Consider the following 20105-nt stretch of genomic DNA (forward strand, 5'->3'; position numbering starts at 1 on the left):
TCAAGGAGCGAGCAGCATGAATAACGAAATCAATTGGCCCCGGCCCTGCCTCAACCCTCTGCCGCATCGGGTAAGTAACACGGGAAATTCCCTGGTAAGCCTTTGCGGGGGAGACTGGAAATTAAACTTATCCCCTGCGAAAGACTTTTTTGATCCTGCCACAGACCTTTCCGGTTGGTCAAATACCACTGTTCCACTGCAAATTGATGCGGGTGAAGAGGAGTACGCATATGCACGCGAGCTATACATTCCTGCGGAATGGGAGCAGAACAGAGTTTTTCTGCGTTTTGACGGAGCTAACTGTTATGCGCGTGTGTTCATCAACGGCAGTTTTGTTCGCGATCATTATGGAGGTTTTGTCACCTGGGATTGTGATATTACCGATTACATCGTTCCCGGACAGGCACACCGGCTGGTGGTAGGGATTACCGATAAGTCATCTGAGGTGAATCCTTTTCATCGGGGAGGGCTGATCCGTGAAGTGACCCTCTACACCGTGCCTCAGACCTATCTTGCCCGCCTACACGTCGAGACTGTGTTTGACGGAAACTATTCAGATGCAACTCTTACCGTCTCAACTATGATTGCAGGAGGAAACGGTACAGTGGAGCTAATGCTGACTTCTCCAGACGGCGAGGAACTGCCGCTTCCGCCTCTTGCCGGGAACGCTGGAATTGACTTGTCCGGCTCTTATCCCATCACAGATCCACTGAAATGGGACAGTGAGCATCCTTATCTGTATACCCTTACGGCTTTGGTAATCACAGAAGAGGGTTGCGTTGAAGTCGTTGTCAAGAAAATAGGTTTCCGTCAGATTGAACGCAGAGGAAACGAAGTGTTTGTTAACGGGCAACTGCTTAAGCTTCGAGGCATCAATCGTCACGACATTCATCCTGTAACGGGCAGAGCACTTCCCCGAGTGCTGATGGAGGAAGATGTGCGTCTGTTTAAGGAAGCCAATATTAACTTTATCCGTACAAGCCATTATCCGCCCAGTCCCTATTTTTTAGATTTGTGCGATCAATATGGCATGTATGTAGAAGATGAAATTGCGGTGTCTTTCCTGGGCTATGGCACTTGGTATAGCCAGAGTGACCCAGAGTTTACCTCTTGTTTTATGGGACAGTTTGCGGAAATGATTGAACGGGACCGCTCTCACCCCAGTGTAATCATCTGGTCACTGGCCAACGAGAGTTATTGGGGAGACAATCTGGCACTGATGAACGCGTATGCCCACAAGGAAGACCCAGGGCGCTTAACTATCTTCAGTTATCCCCTTACGCAAATGGAAGATGACCTTCAGGTGGATATCTGGAGTGTGCATTATGATAAATGGGACAGAGATCTTGCCGATTTAACGGATTGCTTCCGCCGGAGTCACCGTGAGCCAGGCGCCTGGCCAGTGCTTCACGATGAATCGACTCATATTCCTTGCTATAACCGAAGAGAGCTTCAGCGGGACCCGGGAGCCCGCGATTTCTGGGGGGAGACCATTTACCGGTTTTGGGACAGACTGTGGAAGACAGACGGGGCTTTGGGGTGTGCAATTTGGGCAGGGATTGATGATATTTGGGTGAAGGACGAGAATTCATTCACTTTTCCCTGGGGAATTATTGACGGCTGGCGGCGAACAAAACCGGAATATTGGCATACCCGCAAAGGATATTCTCCGATTGTTCTGTTAGGTGAACCTGAGAGTCAGAACGGGCATATCGTCCAAACGGTTCAGAACCGGTTCAATCATACCTGTCTAAGTGAAATTCGCATCGGCTGGAAACTGGAAGGAGAGTATGGAGAAATCCAAGGACCGGCCATCTCCCCCCGGGGCGAAGGCTTGCTGGTTATCCCATCCCCTTTCCGGCCGGGGGCGAAGCTGGAACTGACCTTTACCGATCCTTTCGGATATCAGGTGGACGAAGCCATGTATTTGCTGGAAGCGCAGCCGGTCCAGTTGCCCTGTCTAAGTGGGGGAGAACCCACCATTGAATGGAGAGAGAAGTTTGTGCGGATTAGCGGACTGAACTTCTCTTTGTCATTTTCGGTTGAGACCGGATTAATCACCGAAGGATACCATGGGAATACGCTGTTGCTCACCGGAGGACCATTCCTGACCTTGACTGGATTGGAACTTCGCCCGTGGAAGCTAGAATCTATGGATGTCTGTCCGGCTGAAGGCAATGCCAGGATTACATTGAATGGATCTTATGGAGAAGTACAGGTATGCTTTGTAATATCTGTGGATGCATCCGGACTTATGGAAACCGTCTATGAAGTTAAGGATATGCCTTATGCAAGTCCCCGGGAAATTGCTATTGGCAGCGGTATTACGTCCCATTCCGGCGGGTATGACGAGATTGGAGTCTCGTTTACTGTATCTGGGGATTTGAATACCTTGAGCTGGAGGAAAATGGGCTTGTGGAATGTTTATCCAGACTCGCACCTGGCCCGTCTGGAGGGGACTACGGCCAAGTTCAATCCAGAAGGGTTGAACCACATCGCCAGTCCTCCTGGCTGGGACTGGCGGATGGATGAGAAAGACACAGCTCTTTTCGGCAAATATGATATAGGCCGCCGGGGCACCCGCGATTTTGCAAGCATGAAGCCATCTATTGTCTATTCCACTATCGGGAATGACAGCGCGGCATTTACCGCGCTTTCTGACGGGAGTGATTCTGTACGGATGGAGGTGGGCTTCAAGCCGGAGCATATCATATCAGACCAGCATTCAGCTATCGTATACAAAGGCACATGGTTCAGGCAGGACACCCGACACCGCAGTCTGGGAGGAACCGAGATGTGGTCCAAAACAGCGGGGGATAGATGCGAATATACGTTTACGGGAACCGGAATTGCCTGGATTTCCAGTCTGGACCGGATTTGCGGCATAGCCAGTGTGTATATTGATGGCGAGCTCAAAGACCCCCATATTGATTTAGGGGTTAGTCGCGCCGGTAAAAACGCCCGCGGCTACACAAAATATTACCGTCAATTGGTATACTCCATTCAGGACTTGCCTATGGGCAAGCACACCCTTCGCATTGAGGTGACAGGCGAAAAGGCAGCTGGCTCAAACAACAGCTACGTGAATATTGATCATTTTCTTGTGATGGATGGAAATGAGATCGGAGATACCCGGTTTCTGATCAACAGCGAGTTCAATTATCCGGAGCTCTCCTGGGGAGACTATACCAAACCTCCAATTATCGTCTCGTCCGGATATAAACGCTGTATTTACACCAAGCTTGGGCGATAATGCTGGGCTTATGAAGAAGATCCATTCATATTTTACCAATGAAGAAGACATTTCGCATCTTTATGTGAGCAGAGTTGAAGTCACTTGTTTGCGGTTGTTTTGATCTTAATCGAGGATATTTTGTGCCGGAAGTTGTGCTTCCGGCTTTTGAATTTTTAACACATGAATTTAAGCAAGCAAGATTAAATAAACAGATTAAGACTAGTACTTTGACCAGACCAAGTCATTTTTGGCGTTTGTATACATAGCTTCCATTTTAAACTGACTCAATGAATAGTTTTCAGACACGACCTAGTTCGTTTCTATTCTTCTCAGTCATTCATTGTTATATCCAATCTGGAAATCCCTCGTTTTTGGATACATGGATCATCTCTTTCGAAAAGAATTTCTCGAAATATTTCTTCGCCTTGAGATGGATATCATTTTCATACCATTTTGAAAGATTGTTTTGATTGAACAAAGTCCGTAAGCCTGAATGAAGGTCGCCATACCGTTTTATTTAAGTATTCAAGGGATCTATCCAGACAGTATCCACAATCCCTATTAACAATTCAGGAAATTCAGGAGTAAAAGGTAGCACAGGAGAAACCGAAGCTTGAGTCGTAATTCCACTTTCTTTTAAAGTTTTTAGTGTTTTAAGACGAACCCTTATCCCTGGAGCATATGGAGCAAATATTTGTTTAACATCTTCACGATCGGTTTCGATTATCATAGATACTAGCAACTTGCATGCTTCCTTAAGCACAACTAACAAATCCAAATCTCTTGTGATAAGTGGACTTCTGGTTTGGATTTGAAGCAAATCAGGTGGACTTTCGATCATTTCTTCAAGCAGGCTTCTCGTTAGGTTTATCTTTCTTTCAATTGGCTGATAAGGGTCAGTCACCGTAGACATGAAAATATTGACTATAGCACCCTTGCTGCGTAAGCGTCTCACCTCTTTTCTATAATTCTCTGCCGCATTTGTTTTTATATCAATCCATGAGCCCCAAGAAAGCTCTCTATACTTTTGAATAGGCATTTCACGGACATAACAAAATAGGCAAGAAAATGCGCATCCACTGTAAGGATTTAAGGAATGTGTAAATCCTACATCGATTTGCCCTTTTGCAGGGCTCAGAATATTTTTGGACAAAATAAATATTTCCTCAGGCTGCATCTTGCATTCTCCCTTTGTCTACTTAGTCTGTATCAACCTTCCTTCAAGAATGATGTGTAAAACATCACTATATCCATTATTCTCGCTCATATGTTTATTATAATAAAACACTACTGACAACAGAGTGAAATAGTCCTTCTGTATATCAAGTAAGGAAGAAGGTAATAATAGATCGATAGATCTATTGCTAATAATTTTTACCCACTCACGCATTTATATATTTTAAAGGTCCTTCCGAAGACCAGTTTAACGATGTGAGTCTGTTCACGAGGATACTTAAACGCATACTAAGGCTGATGAAGAAGCCCAAGCATATTATCTTAGAATGCCTTACGTTTGCTCTGCTCAAAAAGTAGGTGGAAAGTGAAAAAATCAAGTTTGAGGATGAATTGTTCTTACTAAGCCCTGCAAGAAGATGTGACTAAAAAAACAAATAAGACTTAATTTTAAAAAAGATAATCTTTTTTATACGAAAAAACACTGAAAGCCAGCGGATTTTTACTCGCGGTAAACGTCCACTGGCTTATTCACTTCAGAGGAGCAGGAGTTCCAGATTATATAAATCAAAATTCTTGAACGACTATTCAGTTACATCGAGAAAATGCCAAATTGGTGTCCAGTATTGTCACTTAATCGTGCAAATGTAACATTGGACGCATCCGTAACCGGTCCCCAGATAACTTTCCCACCCTTTGTCTTGGCTTTTTCAATCATTGCCGCAACATCTTCTACTATCACATAAAATGTTGAGTATTCTTCAAGCTTGTTTGCAGTGTGCAGAATACCGCCTGTTGGCATTTCCCCATCTCCTTGAAGCACTGCATCATAATTCACACCAGGCAGATCATTGTTTGCTTTAAACTTCCAACCAAACATTTCGCTGTAAAAATCTTTTGCCTCTTCGGGTTGGTTTGCTCCAATTTCGAACCAGGCAACGCGATTAAATTGTGGTTTGTCCATATCATAATCTCCTTTATTTAAAAAAATATAGTTTACCATCTGCTAACATGGTATATGTATACTTTACTCGTAAATTTGTATATAGTAATTTTAAAAATTAGGTATATCCCATCTTTTCTTTTAAATAATAAGGAGTGTATAACTTAATGGACAATACCGATATTGAAATATTAAAACAGCTAAAAAAAAATTCCAGAATTCGCGAAAATAAGTTAGCCCAATTGATTCATATGACACCACCATCGGTTTCTGCAAGAATTAAACAACTGGAGGATAAAAACGTTATAAAAAAATATACAATTGAAGTTGATCCGTCTAAGCTTGGGTATACTCATCAGGTGTTTATCGAGACTGAAATGACGCATCTTAGTCATAAAAGATATTTAGAGTTTATTCAATCCAAACAACAATTTATTCTCCACCATTATAGAATTTCTGGACAAATGAATTATATGATCCAAGGTGGATTTCCTTCTAATGAAGAGCTGAATAACTTTTTGGAACTATTAAACGAATATGCGAATTACAAAGTCCTACACATTATCTCTGAGCTAATTTAAACCGATTTGACAACGAATTAGATGTGATAGACTATAATTGACAATAAAAAAGCGGATAAGAGGTTATAACAATGGAGGATGAAATCAACTATATTCCAACGCATATCAATGTACAGGGAGCCAATGCGAATAACTTGAAAAATATTAATATTGATATTCCTTTGAATCGTTTAGTTGCGATTACTGGAGTATCAGGCTCAGGCAAATCATCTTTGGCGATGGACACCATCTATGCTGAAGGAACAAGACGATACTTAAATGCCTTGGCCACGTACACACGGCGTCGTATTAAGCAGGTGGGACGTTCAGATGTGAAAGCAATTAAGAATCTCCCTTCAACGATTGCTTTACGCCAACGACCAGACACACCCGGCATTCGCTCAACAGTGGGAACGCTGACCGAAACCTTGAACATTTTACGGTTGATTTTTTCACGCTTAGGTTCTCATGTTTGTCCAAATGGGCACCGTCTAGAGCCGACACTGCGAGTAGCAGAAGTCATGGATTTCATGGGGACAGATGAAAGAATGGGGATTATTAACTGCCCTACGTGCGAAGTCCCTTTCATGGTCTATGGTGCGGAAAGCTTTGCATTCAATTCAGATGGAGCTTGTTCAACTTGTCAAGGGACGGGAGAAGCAAGAGAAATCCAGTTAAAAAAGATTATTCCAAATCCTGATTTAACTATTAAAGAAGGTGCCGTGGCATCCTGGCGTTTACCGGGCAGAACGCATATGCATTTACTAGCGGAACAGCAAGGTGTTCGCTTAAATCTTCCCTTTAAAGAACTAACGGATAAAGAGAAAGAAATTGTACTTCATGGACCAGAAGTAAAACGAGTCATTGTGGTTCCAACTTCAACTGGGAAATCTTTCGAACTTAATGCTAAGTACGAAAACGCTTTTGTAGCAGTAGAAAACAGCTTTAATACTGCCAAAAATGAAAATACAATCGAGCGATTAAATCGGTTTTATGATGTAGGGTGTTGTTCCAGATGTCATGGAACTCGCTATAATCCCGAACTATTTTCGACGCTTATTATGGGCAAAAACATTGCAGAAGTCAGCCATTATGATTTATTACAGCTAGAAGAGTTTTCAGATAAATTAGTTTACTGGGTACCTGCCGAAATGAAAAATATGGCTGCACAACTTTCAAAAGAGTTGAAAGAACTAATAGAACCAATTGTCGCGCTAGGTCTGGATTATTTAACTTTAGATAGAGCAGGGAACGGCCTCTCAACAGGAGAATTGCAGAGAATTCAACTAGCTCGTACAATTCGCAATCAAATGACAGGGATTCTATATGTTTTGGATGAACCAAGTGTTGGTCTCCATCCAGAAAATGTGCAAGCTTTAATACAGATTATTCGGCAGATTATTAGACAAGGTAATTCGGTTCTCGTCGTTGATCATGATGTGGCCATCTTAGAGGCAGCGGACTATTTGATTGAAATAGGGCCTTTATCTGGTGAAAATGGTGGAGAAGTTATCGGTGCAGGAACTCCAGGTGAACTATCTACTAATGATCAGTCAGTTATTGCTGCTTATTTAAATAAATCAGCAGAGCTTGTTGTTCGTAACATTCAAGATGCTAATCAGCTGGATAAGATGATAGTTACAGTTCAAGGTAAAAACAACATTCATGAGGTTGGTGCGGAGTTTGTGTTGAATGGTCTCAATGTTGTGACAGGGATTTCAGGATCAGGGAAGACCACATTAGTATTAGATAGTCTCGTCCCCGCTATGAAAGCCAGATTGGCAAAGGGAAAACTTCCCGACCATGTTACGTTAGTAGGCGAAGGAAAGATCAAGCAAGTCGTAGAAATCGACTCAAATCCGATTGGCAAAAATATTCGTTCTACAGTAGCCACTTACTCAAAAATTATGGACAAGCTGCGTAAACTTTTTGAAACGGAAGCGGATCAGACACATGGATTCAAGGCAACTGATTTTTCCTATAATAACAATTCAGGAGCCTGTACTTATTGTGAGGGTACAGGAAGTGTAAATCTAGATATTCAGTACTTGCCAGATATTGTTGAAGTCTGTCCACAATGTCATGGCAAACGATATAGAGATGAGATATTAGATGTTACTTTGCAAGGAAAAAATATTGCGGAAGTACTGGAATTGACGGTTGCAGAAGCACAATCTTTCTTTGAAAATCAATCCAGTATCTCTAAAACATTGAAAGTTTTAAATGAATTAGGTCTTGGTTATCTACATCTAGGCGAAAGCACGCCAGCACTTTCTGGTGGAGAAGCACAACGATTAAAGCTGACTTACTATTTAGAGAAAAAACAAGCAAACTACTTATTTATCTTTGATGAACCAAGTATTGGATTGCATCCTCGAGATGTTGCTACATTAGTGGGTGTATTAGATAAATTGGTGCAAAGTAAAGCAACAGTAATTGTAATTGAGCATGACTTAGATGTGATCGCAAATGCTGACTACATTGTTGATATGGGGCCAAACGGGGGACGCTATGGAGGTCAATTAATGGCAAATGGTTCTGTAGAACAAATTTGCAGAACAACATCTAGTGTTACTGGAAAATATTTAAAGAATTATCTTATATGAATCTATTATATCGATCCTACTTTCTTTAGAAAGTAAAGTAATTTGGCTGTTTTCCTTTTTTAATAATGTAATGATTTTTTATTACACGATAAAATTATAATATAAACCGATTAGGTTATTAAGAATGAGCAAGTGGTACTTTGATTCAAATCGGGAAGTTACAGAGCTCAAATAACTTGATAAATTTAAAGGAGGATTTTCGATGTATATTACACAAATCAGGAATGCAACGTTAAAAATAAAGTATGGTAAAAAAATCTTTTTAGTAGATCCTATGCTCTCTAAAAAAGGTGGAATTCCTCCATTTGCACCACCACATGCACCGATGCCTATGTCTGGAAATTTGGAGAGTAATCCTCTAACTGAATTGCCAATGTCAGTTAATGAAATTCTAGAAGGCGTGGATGCATTGATTGTAACGCATTTGCACTTAGATCACTGGGATCCTGCGGCAAGTGAACAAATAGATAAACAAATTCCTTTATTTTCGCAAAATGAAGATGATGCAACTACACTTCGTGAGCAAGGGTTTAAGAATGTTTATGTAATAGGTGATAAGACACATTTTGAGGGAGTTTCTTTAACTCATACCAATGGAAAACACGCAAGTGTTGACGAGATGCTAGCAATATCAGGTCCTGTTTGCGGTGTTGTCTTTAAGCATGAAAGTGAGAAGACTGTATATTTATTAGGTGATACCGTTTGGTATGACGAAGTGGAGAAAAATCTGCAAAAATATCAGCCGGATGTTGTAATTATTAACGCAGGTAACAATCAATTTGAAATTGGTGGGCCGTTAATTATGGGGGCAGAAGGTGTGTTAAAAGTACATCAAACTCTTCCAGAAGCTGAATTGTTTGCAACCCATATGGAGGCAGTTAATCATGCTTATCTAACACGTAAAGAGTTAAAAGACTTTGCAAGAGAGCACGGGTTTGACGCAAAGTTATCAGTTCCGGAAGATGGGGAGAAATTAGAGTACTAGGTCGTGTCTGAAAACTCTTCATTGAGTCAATTTAAAATGGCAGCTACGTATACAAACGCCAAGAATGACTTAGCCAACTTGTCGTAACGAGTAGCCACACGGCGAAAGTGTTTGATTTTATTGAAAAAGCACTCCACTAAGTGGTGTTCTTTATACCGATACCAATCGACGTTCCATGGGTTTAGACTATTCGCTTTAGGCGGGATGGTGTAGGATGAATGCTTAGCTGTAATCCAATTCCGAATCGCTTCGGAGCTATAGGCTTTGTCGTCAAGAATATGACTTTCTGTAATATCAAGCTGCTGAAGTAAATCGATCGCTGGAACAGAAATGTAGACTTGACCACCCGTCAGAAGAAAAGCGATGGGATTTCCTAATCCATTGACGACGGTGTGAAGTTTGGTTGTCTTTCCGCCACGACTGACGCCGATGTGCTGAATTAAAATCGGTCAAGGTACTTGATTGATCTGCCTGACCGAGATAGTAGCCAACATCACTAATTTTCACGCCGGCTATAAGTTCTTCTTCAGTTATTCCCATCACATCCATTGACATTGAACAAGCAACCACTTCACCACCCTGTTGAATCGCAGATTGAATTAATTCTTCCAAAGACGAAATATTTTTATCTTTCATGACAATTCGGATCATTTTGGTGCCAAGACCCAGCATGTTCATCTTTAATATAGTCAAATTTTGACTGCCACGAGGCATCATGGCCCCAAACATGCCCACTGAACACAACCATAGAGCTGCAATCCAGGCGAGAAGGTGTCGTTTCCGTTGCAGCGGGACGATTAGTATCAGGGGTTCCTTTTCTTAAAAAAGCTTCTGTTCTACGGAAGTGAATAACGGTTGCTATATCATCAATTCTCTTAACCGCTCCGTCAGATTCTACAGCGTGGGCGCCCAGTACAGTACCTGTAGTGTCAAAAAGCAGCTTAATGGTAAAAGAGGTAGCACCTGGATAATATGATGGATGTATATGGCTTCTAGTGTCTGCACAATCAGTTTGGAGCGGTCTTTAATTAAATCGCCGATATAGTAGGGTAACCCGAAGTTGGCAAAAGAAATGTGTTCATCGCGCTCAAACATCACAATGTGTGCTTCCTCATCCAAACGGCGCAGGCGTGCGGCGACTGAAGCTCCTCCACCACCCCCTTCGATAATTAGAACCTTTTTACTCATGATAGATCATCTTTCCCGAAGAAAACTTGAATTAATTGTTTCACTCTGACATAAAATTACCTTGATTCTGGATAACAGCCGGATTCAACATGCTATAGAGTTACAGCCTTTTTGATAAATTCTATAAAATTAAAGATCTTTATATTGTGTGAGAATCTAGGACAAGAAAATTGATGAGAGACACAAGTATATTGCAGAGAAGATTAAATAATGTATGATACTTGATCGTTCTGCGTGGAGATTGTTCAGATCAGTATCGTATATGAACTCAGCAAAGAGAGAAACTGTGTCTCATAATTAATCAAAGAGCTTATATTTATCAAGAATAGGAGTGACCTTTCTTATCTAAGAGAGGTCACTCCTATTCGTCGTATCCCGCTTATAGAACTTATAAATGAAGTCCTCTTTGAGGTCACCAAGCAGCAAGGCTAATATGCTCCTCTGCTGTGGTACCCACCGAGGATATCACGTGTGAATTCATCAAAGCGATTGGAACTGGCGCATGGATGGCAGAGAGCTACAAAATGGATCGGGACTCTCTTAATGAGAGCCGCTGCTATAGTTCAAAGAATTACTTTTTGTTGCCTTCATGCAAAGCAGCATTAGCAGGCTTCGTAGACGGACTATATGACAAGACATTAGTCGGGCATCCTTACCAAGAAAGAGTGCCAAACAAACAGCTTAATTACGTTAACGAACTCGAGTTTGTTCATAGATTAGATATATTTTGATTTGGGATCATTATATTCATAGCTCCATTGAGTCATGTTGAGTATTTAAAAAACACGTATGCTTAATTTTAGATATAAAGAAGGCTAGGAAGGAGGAGTACCGCAAATGGAGAATGTAAATTCAAACAATAATATACTCATCGTGGATGGCGACAGGCAAGTCCGTAAGTTGCTGCGTGTTTATTTTGAACTTGAGAAATATAATATCGAGGAAGCCGAGCAGGGAGCAGAGGCGTTATATAAAGCGCTGAGAACTCGCTATATTATGGTTATATTAAACTGGCAGTTATCCGATACCAGTGGGGAAGAGCTATGCAGGCATTTCAAGCTGATAGGAACCGCCCCGCTAATCATGTTTATAGGCAGAGCGGATGAGAACGAACGGATACAGGGATTTATGGCCGGTGCAGATGATTTTATTGACAGGCCGTTCAGTCCTAGGGAGGTTGTTGGACGAGCCAAGGCAATGATTGGGCGGGTTACAGGAGTTGTGGTGCCCCAGGGAGCTCAGTCGCATGAAGAGATAACGATATCCTCCATTACTATTAATCCCAGAGCAAGAAGAGTCACCGTGAAAGGGAAAGAAATTCATTTCACTCTAAAGGAATATGAGCTTTTCTATTTTCTGGTCAAGCATGAGGGTGAGGTCTTTTCCAGAGAGAATTTACTGTTAAAGGTATGGGGTGGAGATCATAAGAGATTCGCGGATCATCGTACAGTAGATACTCACATTAAACGGGTAAGACATAAGCTGTCGAGTGCATTCACTGAACGAAACGGACTCATTCAAACCGTATGGGGTTATGGATACATGCTGAGCTTTAAATCGATGTGAACATATCATTGAGGAGGGGAATATGCAAATGACCTATAAACAGATTAAATGGATGATTCTTTTAATTCCAACGTTTACGGTCGGGGTATGGGAATATATCAGGCATCAATTTTTATTACCTTATATTTCTATGGAATTAGGAAACTGGCTCACACCGTTGATAGTTTATCTGGTAAGTATGACCCTGCTTAATAAGATGTTTCGTATGCTGGATCACATTCAGAAGGAGCTTGAGGTGGAACGTAACGCAACAACCGTGCTTGAAGCCAGAGAACAGCTGGCCAAGAAACTACATGACGGAATTGCACAATCGTTATTTCTGCTCTCCGTCAAAGTAGACCGTCTGGAAGAACATGTAGTGGATAATGATCGGCACCTCCAGAACGTGCAACAGATCCGTAAAACAGTCCACGAGGTGAATCGTTATGTGCGCCAGGCCATAGCTGATTTAAAATATGAGCCTATGGAAGATAAAACAATTTTATCTCATGAATCTATGGAGTCTAAGTTGAAAAAGATGGTAATGGACACTCCTGTGCAATTTAGTGTGAATTGGTCGATACCGGACAGTATGTTGTCCCCGAAAGAAAAAGTTGAACTGCTTGCCTGTGTTCGGGAGGCTGTCGTCAATATAGAGAAGCATTCAGGGGCTACACACGGTTGGATTGTGGGAGAAGGAGACCCGCACCGGTTCAAGGTTACGATTAAAGATGATGGACGGGGATTTGTAGACAACCCATTTATGTTTAAGGACCGTTTCGGATTGAATATCATGAAGGAAAGGGCGGAGGAGATGAATTGGAAAATGGAATTTCGTCGGGATCATTTGTACACTGCAGTAGAATTAATGAAAGAGGGTGAGGGCAAATGAGGCACACGCGTGTACTGGTTGTCGATGATCACATACATGCAAGGGAGGCTATCTGTGATATTTTGTCCCTTGACCCGAGCTTTGAAGTAGTTGGAGTGGTGACTAATGGGCAGGAAGCCATAGAATTCACTGCAGAGTGGCTGCCGGATTTGATCCTGATGGATATCCAGATGCCCGGAATGAACGGGCTTGAGGCTACACAGAAAATCAAACTGATGTTCCCCTATGTGAAAATTGTAATGATAACAGTGTCAGATGACCTGATTCATTTGCTGGAAGCTTTAAAGCGGGGTGCCCAAGGGTATCTCTTGAAGAATCTTGCACCTTCAACCTGGATTGAATATTTGCACTCTATAGTCCATGAAGAAGCGCCTTTAAGCCGGGAGGTCGCGTATCAAATTTTGAAGGATGTATCCTTATCTGCTGTCAAGGAGCCGCAGGTAAACTTAACGGCCAGAGAGCAGGATATTTTGAATGGGGTAGCCACGGGTTGGACGAACAAAGAAATTGCTGAGAATTATGGAATTTCGGAATATACGGTGAAGAACCACCTTAAGAATATTCTGCAAAAGCTGCAGGTACAGAATCGCGTTCAGCTTACAAGATATGCGCTGGAAAGAGGGCTTATTTCGGACGATTACAATCGTTTGTAGTAAGTCCTTTTTATTGGTTTTAACAGAAACTTCGATAGGTATAAAAAATTATGAAGTGACATATGTCACGATTCATTCATATAACAGCGCGTTTTCACAAAAAAGACGCACTATAGAAGAAAGTTAGACACATTGCCCCCCTCGTTTGGGCCATACGGAGTTTCCCTAAACTCATTATACTTGTGAATTAAAGCACAGCAAAGTGGAAGGAATAGCAAAGCGCTTCTAAAATTTGCTGGGCTTCATTCGCAAGATTGAGGGGGGATGTATTCGTGATGATTGATACAGTGATGTGGAGTAAATGGTTAACAGGAATGACGTTAGCATTTCACACCATTTTTTCTACGATTGGTGTCGGTGTCCCATTGATGATAGCTATTGCCGAATTCGTCGGGATACGAAAGAAAGACCAGCATTACACTCTGATGGCCAAAAGATGGTCACGCGGATTTATTATTTCAGTAGCTGTTGGCGTAGTGACCGGAACAGCGATTGCCTTGCAGCTTGCGCTTGTCTGGCCGAAGTTCATGCAGATCGGCGGGAACGTAATCGCCCTTCCCTTATTTATGGAGGTTTTCGCCTTCTTTTTTGAAGCCATTTTCCTAGGGATTTATTTGTACACCTGGGGGCGGTTTCGCAACCCGTATATTCACTTACTGCTGACGATTCCCATTGTCGCCGGGGCAGGCATGTCCGCAGTATTCATCACAACAGTGAACGGATTCATGAATCAGCCTGGAGGCTTTGTAATGGAAGCCGGACAATTCACGGCAGTGAATCCGCTGGAGGTAATGCTTAATACGGCAACACCTTCAAAGGTATTTCATGTCTTAACTTCTGCCTACTTGACGGGCGCTGCTTTGCTTGCGGGAATTGCGGCTTGCACTATCCTGAGAAGGGGAGTCTCGGCCTACTCCAAGAAAGCCTTGAAGCTGATGATGACCGTTGTTGTGGCGTTCAGTCTGCTGACAAGCCTGGCCGGAGACATGTCAGCCAAGTTTCTGGCGGAGCATCAGCCGGAGAAGCTGGCGGCAGCGGAATGGCACTTCGAAACCGAACGCAGCGCAGACTTGGTTCTGCTGGGCTGGCTTAATGCAGAGAACGAGATTCTGGGGGGAATTCACCTTCCGAAAGCGCTAAGCTTCCTGGCGTTTGGAGACTTTAACGCTGAGGTCACGGGTCTTGAAGAGTTCCCGCTTGACGAACGCCCGCCGCTTATTGTCCACTATTTGTTTGATTTTATGGTCCTGAGCGGAATGGTTATCTTGGGGATTGGACTGCTGTATTTCCTCTTCCTGTTCTGGAAGAGACGAAATGAGCTTAACAAGTGGCTGCTCAGATCCATTGTCTTTAGCACATTTCTGGCCTTCCTGGGCATTGAATTCGGCTGGTTCTATGCAGAGCTTGGCAGGCAGCCTTGGATTGTCCGTGGATATATGCGTGTAGAGGAAGCAGCCACAACATCGCCGAATGTGAGGATTCTCTTTTTCCTCTTCCTCCTTCTGTATGTTGTAATGGGGACGATGTGTGTCATCGTACTTAGACGGTTGTTCCACAATAATCCTCCAGAGGCCGAGCTGAACAAGCTGGCACAAGCATCTATAGAAAAAGGTGAGCAACTATGATCAGCTATGAGCTGGCCGGTATTTCAGTGCTTTGGATTTTTTTGTACGGCTATTTAATTGTCGCGTCTATTGATTTCGGGGCCGGATTCTTTGCCTTATATGCCCGCTTGACGAAACAGGATCACCTGATTAACCGGCTGATCTCCCGCTACCTGTCGCCAGTCTGGGAGATTACTAATGTATTCTTTGTTTTCTTCTTTGTGGGCATCATCGGATTTTTCCCCGACACGGCATACTATTATGGCTCGGCGCTGCTTGTTCCCGGAAGCATCGCCGTGATTCTGCTGGCTATACGCGGCTCCTTCTATGCTTTTCAGAACTATGGCTCGAAGCAGAACATTATCTATCTGTTTTTATACGGGGCCACAGGTTTACTGATTCCGGCTTCTTTATCGGTGGCACTGACGCTGTCTGAGGGCGGTTTTATTATAGAGAATAGCGGAACGGTCACCTTAGCCTATTGGACGCTTTTGACCAGTCCGTTGTCATGGAGCATTGTAGCCCTCGCCATCGTGTCGGTGCTGTTCATCAGCAGCTCGTTCTTGGCCTACTACGCTTCGAAGGCGGAGGATCAGCCCGCGCTCAAGCTGATGCGAACCTACGCCCTGTTTTGGAGCATACCCACGATCATTGCTGCATTTACGGCATTTGTTTTTCTTTCCCAGCACAATGAGCGTCATTTTCAAAACATGATGGATTTGTGGTGGCTGCTGGGCTCATCCGTTGCCTTTTTCATGATTGCTACATGGCTGCTGTACTACGGCCGCCGCTACGGATTGGCCTTTATCTTTGTCATGCTTCAGTTTCTCTGTGCCTTTTTTGCGTACGGCATAGGGCAGTATCCTTATATCCTGGACCCCTATATCACCATTCAAAGTGGAGCCACGAACGAATCCATGGGGATTGCGCTGGTGGTAGCCTTTATCGGCGGTCTGTGTCTGCTGGTCCCGTCGCTCATTCTGGTCTTCAGATTATTCCTGTTTGATGCGGAGTATGTAAAAGGCAAAAAATAAAGGAGGGGAGTTATCATGAAGAGGAGAACCGGACTGATCTCAGAGTATATGTCTACACAAAGGAAACGTCGTGCACTATTAGCAGGCTTCTCGCTTGCACTCGGTGTAGCCATAACATGCCAGGCCGTGCTGCTCGCGGAAGCCGTTAATAAGATTTTTGTAGAACGGGTATCTGTGTCATCGGCGGCGGTTATCCTTGGCCTGTTACTTGCTGTCATGGCTGCGCGTACGCTGCTATCTTATGGCAACGGGTTAATTGGCTTGCACATGGCTGCTGATGCTATGGCAACGATGAGGGCCAGAGTGCTGCGGAAGATGACTCAAGCTTCTGTACCCTCGTCACTTCGCGGGCAAACGGGCGGTAAGGTAAGTGTAGCACTGGATGCGGTGGATGAGGCGGACAGTTATTTCAGCCAGTACATGCCAAGAATGATGGAAGCTGCGGTCATACCCGTGCTGATATTAATCGTAATCTTTACCCAGCACAGCAATTCCGGATGGATCCTGCTGTGTACCGCACCCTTTATTCCGGTATTCATGATTCTTGTAGGGCTGCAGACCAAGAACAAGGCAGAGGAGAAATTCGCACAGCTCGCCGGGTTCTCCGGGACCTTCCTCGACTCTCTTCAGGGGCTGGTCTCGTTGAAGCTGTTCGGCCTTGCCCGCCGCCAGCAGCAGGAGATCGAACGCAGCAGTTTGGGGTACCGGGATGCGACAATGGGTATTCTGCGGATTGCCTTTACCAATACCTTCATGCTGGAGTCGATCGTTATGCTGGGTATTGGGATTATTGCGCTTGAGCTGGCGCTTCAGCTTCTTGTCTTTAAATCTCTTTCCTTTCATACCGCGTTTCTGATCCTGCTGCTGGTGCCTGAGTTCTTCAATCTGCTGAAAAACACGGGAACTGCTTTTCACAGCGGCCGCACCAGCATGGGAGCCCTTCGTAAAGTGGAAGAGATGCTTGCAGAAGCAAAAGAAGAGAGCGCGGCAGGGGATCAACTGGTAGCATACGAAGGTGACTTGCACCGGATGCCCCCTACTATTGAGCTGAGGGATATCCGGTTTCAATATGCCCCGGGTATGTTCGGGCTGTCAGTGGATTCAATATCCATACAGCCGGGTGAGCAAATCGCCATTGCCGGCAAAAGCGGGTCCGGCAAAACCACGCTGCTGCATCTCATTGCAGGACTGCTTAAGCCGACGGCGGGAGAAGTACTGGTGAACGGACGCCTGCTGACGCAAATAGAGGAGACTTCTTGGTTTGAACACGTCAGTTATATTACTCAGCACCCGTATATTTTTGCCGGTACGTTGGCTGATAATATTGCGCTGGGCGCTGGCAGGAACGTCTCCAGGGCCGAAGTCGTTCAGGCGGCGGAAGCCGCGGGACTTGCTTCTGTGGTGGCTGAGCTGGAACAGGGCTACGATACCCTGGTAGGTGAAGGAGGCCGGGGATTGTCAGGCGGCGAGAAGCAAAGGCTTGCTCTGGCACGTGCCTTCCTGAAGCATCCGGCGGTGATTCTATTTGATGAGCCCACGGTGGGATTGGATCTGCATACCGAACGCGTATTGCAGCGGTCTATAGCTGAACTTGCCGGTCAAGCCACGGTGATTACCGTGGCTCACCGCCTGTATACGATCCGCCAAGCCGACCGCATATTGTTTATGGACAAGGGAGAAATACTGGACTGCGGAAGCCATGATGAGCTTCTTGAGCGGTTGCCCCAGTATGCTGAAATGGTGAAGGCGGGAAAGGGGGAGCAGCATGAATGAGCTGGCTATTTTGACCAAGGCCATGTTACAGGAACGGAAAGATATTGTTATGGCCATCCTTGGGGGATTCATTGCGGGAATAGCGGGGGTATGCCTCTTTGCAACCAGCGGATATCTGATCTCCCAGACAGTATTTGCCCCTCCGCTATATACCTTGATTGTGCTGACGTCTCTCGTCAAAATACTTGGTCTGGTGCGGGCGGCCGCGCGATATGCTGAACGCTTGTATACCCATCGGGCGACGTTTTCGATGCTCAGCCGTCTGCGGACAGCTTTTTTTGCCAAGCTGGTTCCTTTGACTCCGGGAGTACTAAACCAAAAGCGGAGCGGAGATCTCCTCTCACGTATCGTAGGCGATATAGAAAGCTTGCAGCACTATTTTCTGCGAGTCGCCTATCCTCCGGTCATTGTCGTTATGGTATTTTTGGCCACGGTTCTGTTCACTTCTGCCTTCTCCATCTGGATCGCCTGTTTGTTTATACTGGGGATGCTGGCAGCGGCATTTGTGGTTCCGGCCATGGTAATGCTGGGACAGAGGAAGAACCAGGGACGTGTTCGGGAGCAACGCTCGGCGCTTTCCACGGAGGTGACGGAATTACTTTACGGTTTCCGCGATTTAAAAGTATACGGGCAATTGGAGCAACGCGGAGAGCAGTTGGAGTCTGCCTCTGCGGCATTGACGGCTGAACAGCAGGCAGCAGCACGGCATTTGCTGCGCGGGCAATCGCTGCATGTATTTGTAACTTTTCTGATATCCTGGAGCGTGCTGACCCTTGGCGCCTTGCTGATTGTGGAGGGTTCGCTTGCCGGGGTGTTCCTTGCGATGCTGGTCATGACATCTCAGACTGTGTTTGAGGAAGCTGCGGCAATGGCGACACTGCCAGCATATAAGCAGGATAGTGAGCATGCCGCCAAACGGCTTGAGGAAACCGTTAGGGCAGCTGATCTACTGGCAGAGCAGCCAATCGGCAAACTTCCTGCCGATCAGGCCGTGTCCATTGAGCTGAGCGGTGTATCTTTTCAATATGAAGATGAATGGCGTCCGGCACTCAAGGATGTGTCCCTCCATATTCCGTCAGGATCTAAGACTGCCATTGTCGGGCCGAGCGGTTCAGGCAAAACAACCATTCTCGAACTGCTGCTTAAGCTGCGTGCACCGGCGGAAGGACAGATCCGGTTCAATACAACTTCGATTCAAGAGCTGGATGAAGCAGGCCTATGGCAAGCTGCCAATGTGGTACTCCAGCACAGCCATTTCTTCCGGGGTACCCTGCGTGATAATCTGCTGCTGAAAGAGGAAGCTCATTCCGATGAAGCGTTATCGGAGATGCTGAATAAAGTGCAGTTGCCGGACAAGCTCCTGGATGACATGGTTTATGAGAAAGGAAAGAACCTGTCGGAGGGGGAAAAGCAACGCCTGGCCCTGGCCCGTGTGATGCTAAGGACAGGAAGGTTATGGCTTCTGGACGAACCAACCTCTTCGCTGGATTACATTACCGAGCAGCGGGTGCTCAGGCACTTGCTGGACCAGGCGACAGACGATACGCTTATTCTGATCAGCCACCGGCTGACCGGTCTGGAGGCGATGGACCAGATCTTGGTCATGGACCGTGGACAAGTTATTGAAGCAGGCAGTTATTCAGATTTAATGAAGCAAAAGGGCTATTTCTATGAAATGAAACAAATTGAGCTACAAATGATAGAGGGAACATGACATGCTGTAGCAAATAAAATTTCTGATCATCGGCGTTTGGGTATGACATAAATCACAAATAAGACACAAATATTTTCGTGTATAGCTACATTGAGCTATAGGCAATGATCTACCTTTTATTTACACTAAAAGCGTATTCATAAAGAGGCTCGCGATGGTAGATCCTGCTCGACCTAACGTATCTTATGCTATAGAAATTT

At 44.6% G+C, this 20105-nt stretch carries 14 protein-coding genes and 2 pseudogenes; 11 read left to right on the forward strand and 5 right to left on the reverse strand.

Features of this window, described 5'->3' with window-relative positions; translation table 11 throughout:
- Positions 1 to 16 precede the first annotated feature (16 nt).
- Complete coding sequence (locus MHH49_RS17820) at positions 17 to 3253, forward strand: glycoside hydrolase family 2 protein (RefSeq protein ID WP_341138311.1); 3237 nt, start codon at positions 17 to 19, stop codon at positions 3251 to 3253.
- 499 nt (positions 3254 to 3752) lie between these two features.
- Here MHH49_RS17820 and MHH49_RS17825 read toward each other — a convergent pair whose 3' ends face one another.
- Positions 3753 to 4412, reverse strand: a complete 660-nt coding sequence (locus tag MHH49_RS17825) for an SPL family radical SAM protein (RefSeq protein ID WP_341138312.1) — start codon at positions 4410 to 4412, stop codon at positions 3753 to 3755.
- A gap of 588 nt (positions 4413 to 5000) precedes the next feature.
- Positions 5001 to 5372 (reverse strand): VOC family protein, encoded by a 372-nt coding sequence (locus tag MHH49_RS17830; RefSeq protein ID WP_094901513.1) that lies wholly within the window; start codon positions 5370 to 5372, stop codon positions 5001 to 5003.
- Positions 5373 to 5518: 146 nt separating this feature from the next.
- Between MHH49_RS17830 and MHH49_RS17835 the strand changes: the two genes are divergently transcribed.
- The 3 genes from MHH49_RS17835 to MHH49_RS17845 all read left to right on the forward strand — a co-directional run bounded on the left by MHH49_RS17835 (position 5519) and on the right by MHH49_RS17845 (position 9502).
- A complete protein-coding gene (locus MHH49_RS17835) occupies positions 5519 to 5932 on the forward strand; it encodes an Lrp/AsnC family transcriptional regulator (protein WP_076222824.1) in 414 nt (137 codons plus the stop codon).
- Between the two features lie 71 nt (positions 5933 to 6003).
- Entirely contained in the window at positions 6004 to 8517 is a 2514-nt protein-coding gene (locus tag MHH49_RS17840) for an excinuclease ABC subunit UvrA (protein WP_094901515.1), read from the forward strand.
- Between the two features lie 202 nt (positions 8518 to 8719).
- A complete protein-coding gene (locus MHH49_RS17845) occupies positions 8720 to 9502 on the forward strand; it encodes an MBL fold metallo-hydrolase (protein WP_341138313.1) in 783 nt (260 codons plus the stop codon).
- A 26-nt stretch (positions 9503 to 9528) separates the two neighbouring features.
- Here MHH49_RS17845 and MHH49_RS31215 read toward each other — a convergent pair whose 3' ends face one another.
- The 3 genes and pseudogenes from MHH49_RS31215 to MHH49_RS17855 form a co-directional block, all read right to left on the reverse strand.
- Positions 9529 to 9948 carry an IS5 family transposase gene (locus MHH49_RS31215; protein WP_094901519.1) on the reverse strand — a complete coding sequence of 140 codons (420 nt, stop codon included), beginning with the start codon at positions 9946 to 9948 and terminating at the stop codon, positions 9529 to 9531.
- Positions 9949 to 9970: 22 nt separating this feature from the next.
- Positions 9971 to 10231 (reverse strand): annotated as a pseudogene (locus MHH49_RS31220) (DsrE/DsrF/DrsH-like family protein); the annotation flags it as partial.
- Positions 10232 to 10486: 255 nt separating this feature from the next.
- Positions 10487 to 10690, reverse strand: a pseudogene (locus MHH49_RS17855) (CoA-disulfide reductase); the annotation flags it as partial.
- Between the two features lie 837 nt (positions 10691 to 11527).
- Here MHH49_RS17855 and MHH49_RS17860 point away from each other — a divergent pair.
- The 7 genes from MHH49_RS17860 to cydC all read left to right on the forward strand — a co-directional run bounded on the left by MHH49_RS17860 (position 11528) and on the right by cydC (position 19905).
- Positions 11528 to 12256: a response regulator transcription factor gene (locus MHH49_RS17860; RefSeq protein ID WP_341138314.1), complete on the forward strand. Its 729-nt coding sequence runs from the start codon at positions 11528 to 11530 to the stop codon at positions 12254 to 12256.
- A gap of 28 nt (positions 12257 to 12284) precedes the next feature.
- Entirely contained in the window at positions 12285 to 13127 is an 843-nt protein-coding gene (locus MHH49_RS17865; protein WP_341138315.1) for a sensor histidine kinase, read from the forward strand.
- Positions 13124 to 13780, forward strand: coding sequence for a response regulator transcription factor (locus tag MHH49_RS17870; protein WP_341138316.1), 657 nt, complete (start codon positions 13124 to 13126; stop codon positions 13778 to 13780). The genes MHH49_RS17865 and MHH49_RS17870 overlap by 4 nt, the downstream gene beginning before the upstream one ends.
- Positions 13781 to 14052: 272 nt before the next feature.
- Positions 14053 to 15405, forward strand: a complete 1353-nt coding sequence (locus MHH49_RS17875; protein WP_094901527.1) for a cytochrome ubiquinol oxidase subunit I — start codon at positions 14053 to 14055, stop codon at positions 15403 to 15405.
- Positions 15402 to 16418: a cytochrome d ubiquinol oxidase subunit II gene (locus MHH49_RS17880; protein ID WP_094901529.1), complete on the forward strand. Its 1017-nt coding sequence runs from the start codon at positions 15402 to 15404 to the stop codon at positions 16416 to 16418. The genes MHH49_RS17875 and MHH49_RS17880 overlap by 4 nt, the downstream gene beginning before the upstream one ends.
- Positions 16419 to 16433: 15 nt before the next feature.
- Complete coding sequence (gene cydD, locus MHH49_RS17885; protein WP_341138317.1) at positions 16434 to 18191, forward strand: thiol reductant ABC exporter subunit CydD; 1758 nt, start codon at positions 16434 to 16436, stop codon at positions 18189 to 18191.
- Positions 18184 to 19905 carry a thiol reductant ABC exporter subunit CydC gene (gene cydC / locus MHH49_RS17890; protein WP_341138318.1) on the forward strand — a complete coding sequence of 574 codons (1722 nt, stop codon included), beginning with the start codon at positions 18184 to 18186 and terminating at the stop codon, positions 19903 to 19905. Before cydD ends, cydC begins: the two co-directional genes overlap by 8 nt.
- Positions 19906 to 20105 lie beyond the last annotated feature (200 nt).

It is taken from the genome of Paenibacillus sp. FSL F4-0122 (genome assembly GCF_038002845.1).
In the GTDB taxonomy this organism is placed as follows: Bacteria; Bacillota; Bacilli; order Paenibacillales; family Paenibacillaceae; genus Paenibacillus_AQ; species Paenibacillus_AQ odorifer.

What these genes read in the sequence shown, in the direction of transcription:
- MHH49_RS17825 (WP_341138312.1), bottom strand. Translation starts at nt 4,412, where the DNA reads ATGCAGCCTGAGGAAATATTTATTTTGTCCAAAAATATTCTGAGCCCT.
- MHH49_RS17840 (WP_094901515.1), top strand. Translation starts at nt 6,004, where the DNA reads ATGGAGGATGAAATCAACTATATTCCAACGCATATCAATGTACAGGGA.
- MHH49_RS17820 (WP_341138311.1), top strand. Translation starts at nt 17, where the DNA reads ATGAATAACGAAATCAATTGGCCCCGGCCCTGCCTCAACCCTCTGCCG.
- MHH49_RS17880 (WP_094901529.1), top strand. Translation starts at nt 15,402, where the DNA reads ATGATCAGCTATGAGCTGGCCGGTATTTCAGTGCTTTGGATTTTTTTG.
- MHH49_RS17860 (WP_341138314.1), top strand. Translation starts at nt 11,528, where the DNA reads ATGGAGAATGTAAATTCAAACAATAATATACTCATCGTGGATGGCGAC.
- MHH49_RS17870 (WP_341138316.1), top strand. Translation starts at nt 13,124, where the DNA reads ATGAGGCACACGCGTGTACTGGTTGTCGATGATCACATACATGCAAGG.
- MHH49_RS17865 (WP_341138315.1), top strand. Translation starts at nt 12,285, where the DNA reads ATGACCTATAAACAGATTAAATGGATGATTCTTTTAATTCCAACGTTT.
- MHH49_RS17835 (WP_076222824.1), top strand. Translation starts at nt 5,519, where the DNA reads ATGGACAATACCGATATTGAAATATTAAAACAGCTAAAAAAAAATTCC.
- MHH49_RS17830 (WP_094901513.1), bottom strand. Translation starts at nt 5,372, where the DNA reads ATGGACAAACCACAATTTAATCGCGTTGCCTGGTTCGAAATTGGAGCA.
- MHH49_RS17845 (WP_341138313.1), top strand. Translation starts at nt 8,720, where the DNA reads ATGTATATTACACAAATCAGGAATGCAACGTTAAAAATAAAGTATGGT.
- cydC (WP_341138318.1), top strand. Translation starts at nt 18,184, where the DNA reads ATGAATGAGCTGGCTATTTTGACCAAGGCCATGTTACAGGAACGGAAA.
- cydD (WP_341138317.1), top strand. Translation starts at nt 16,434, where the DNA reads ATGAAGAGGAGAACCGGACTGATCTCAGAGTATATGTCTACACAAAGG.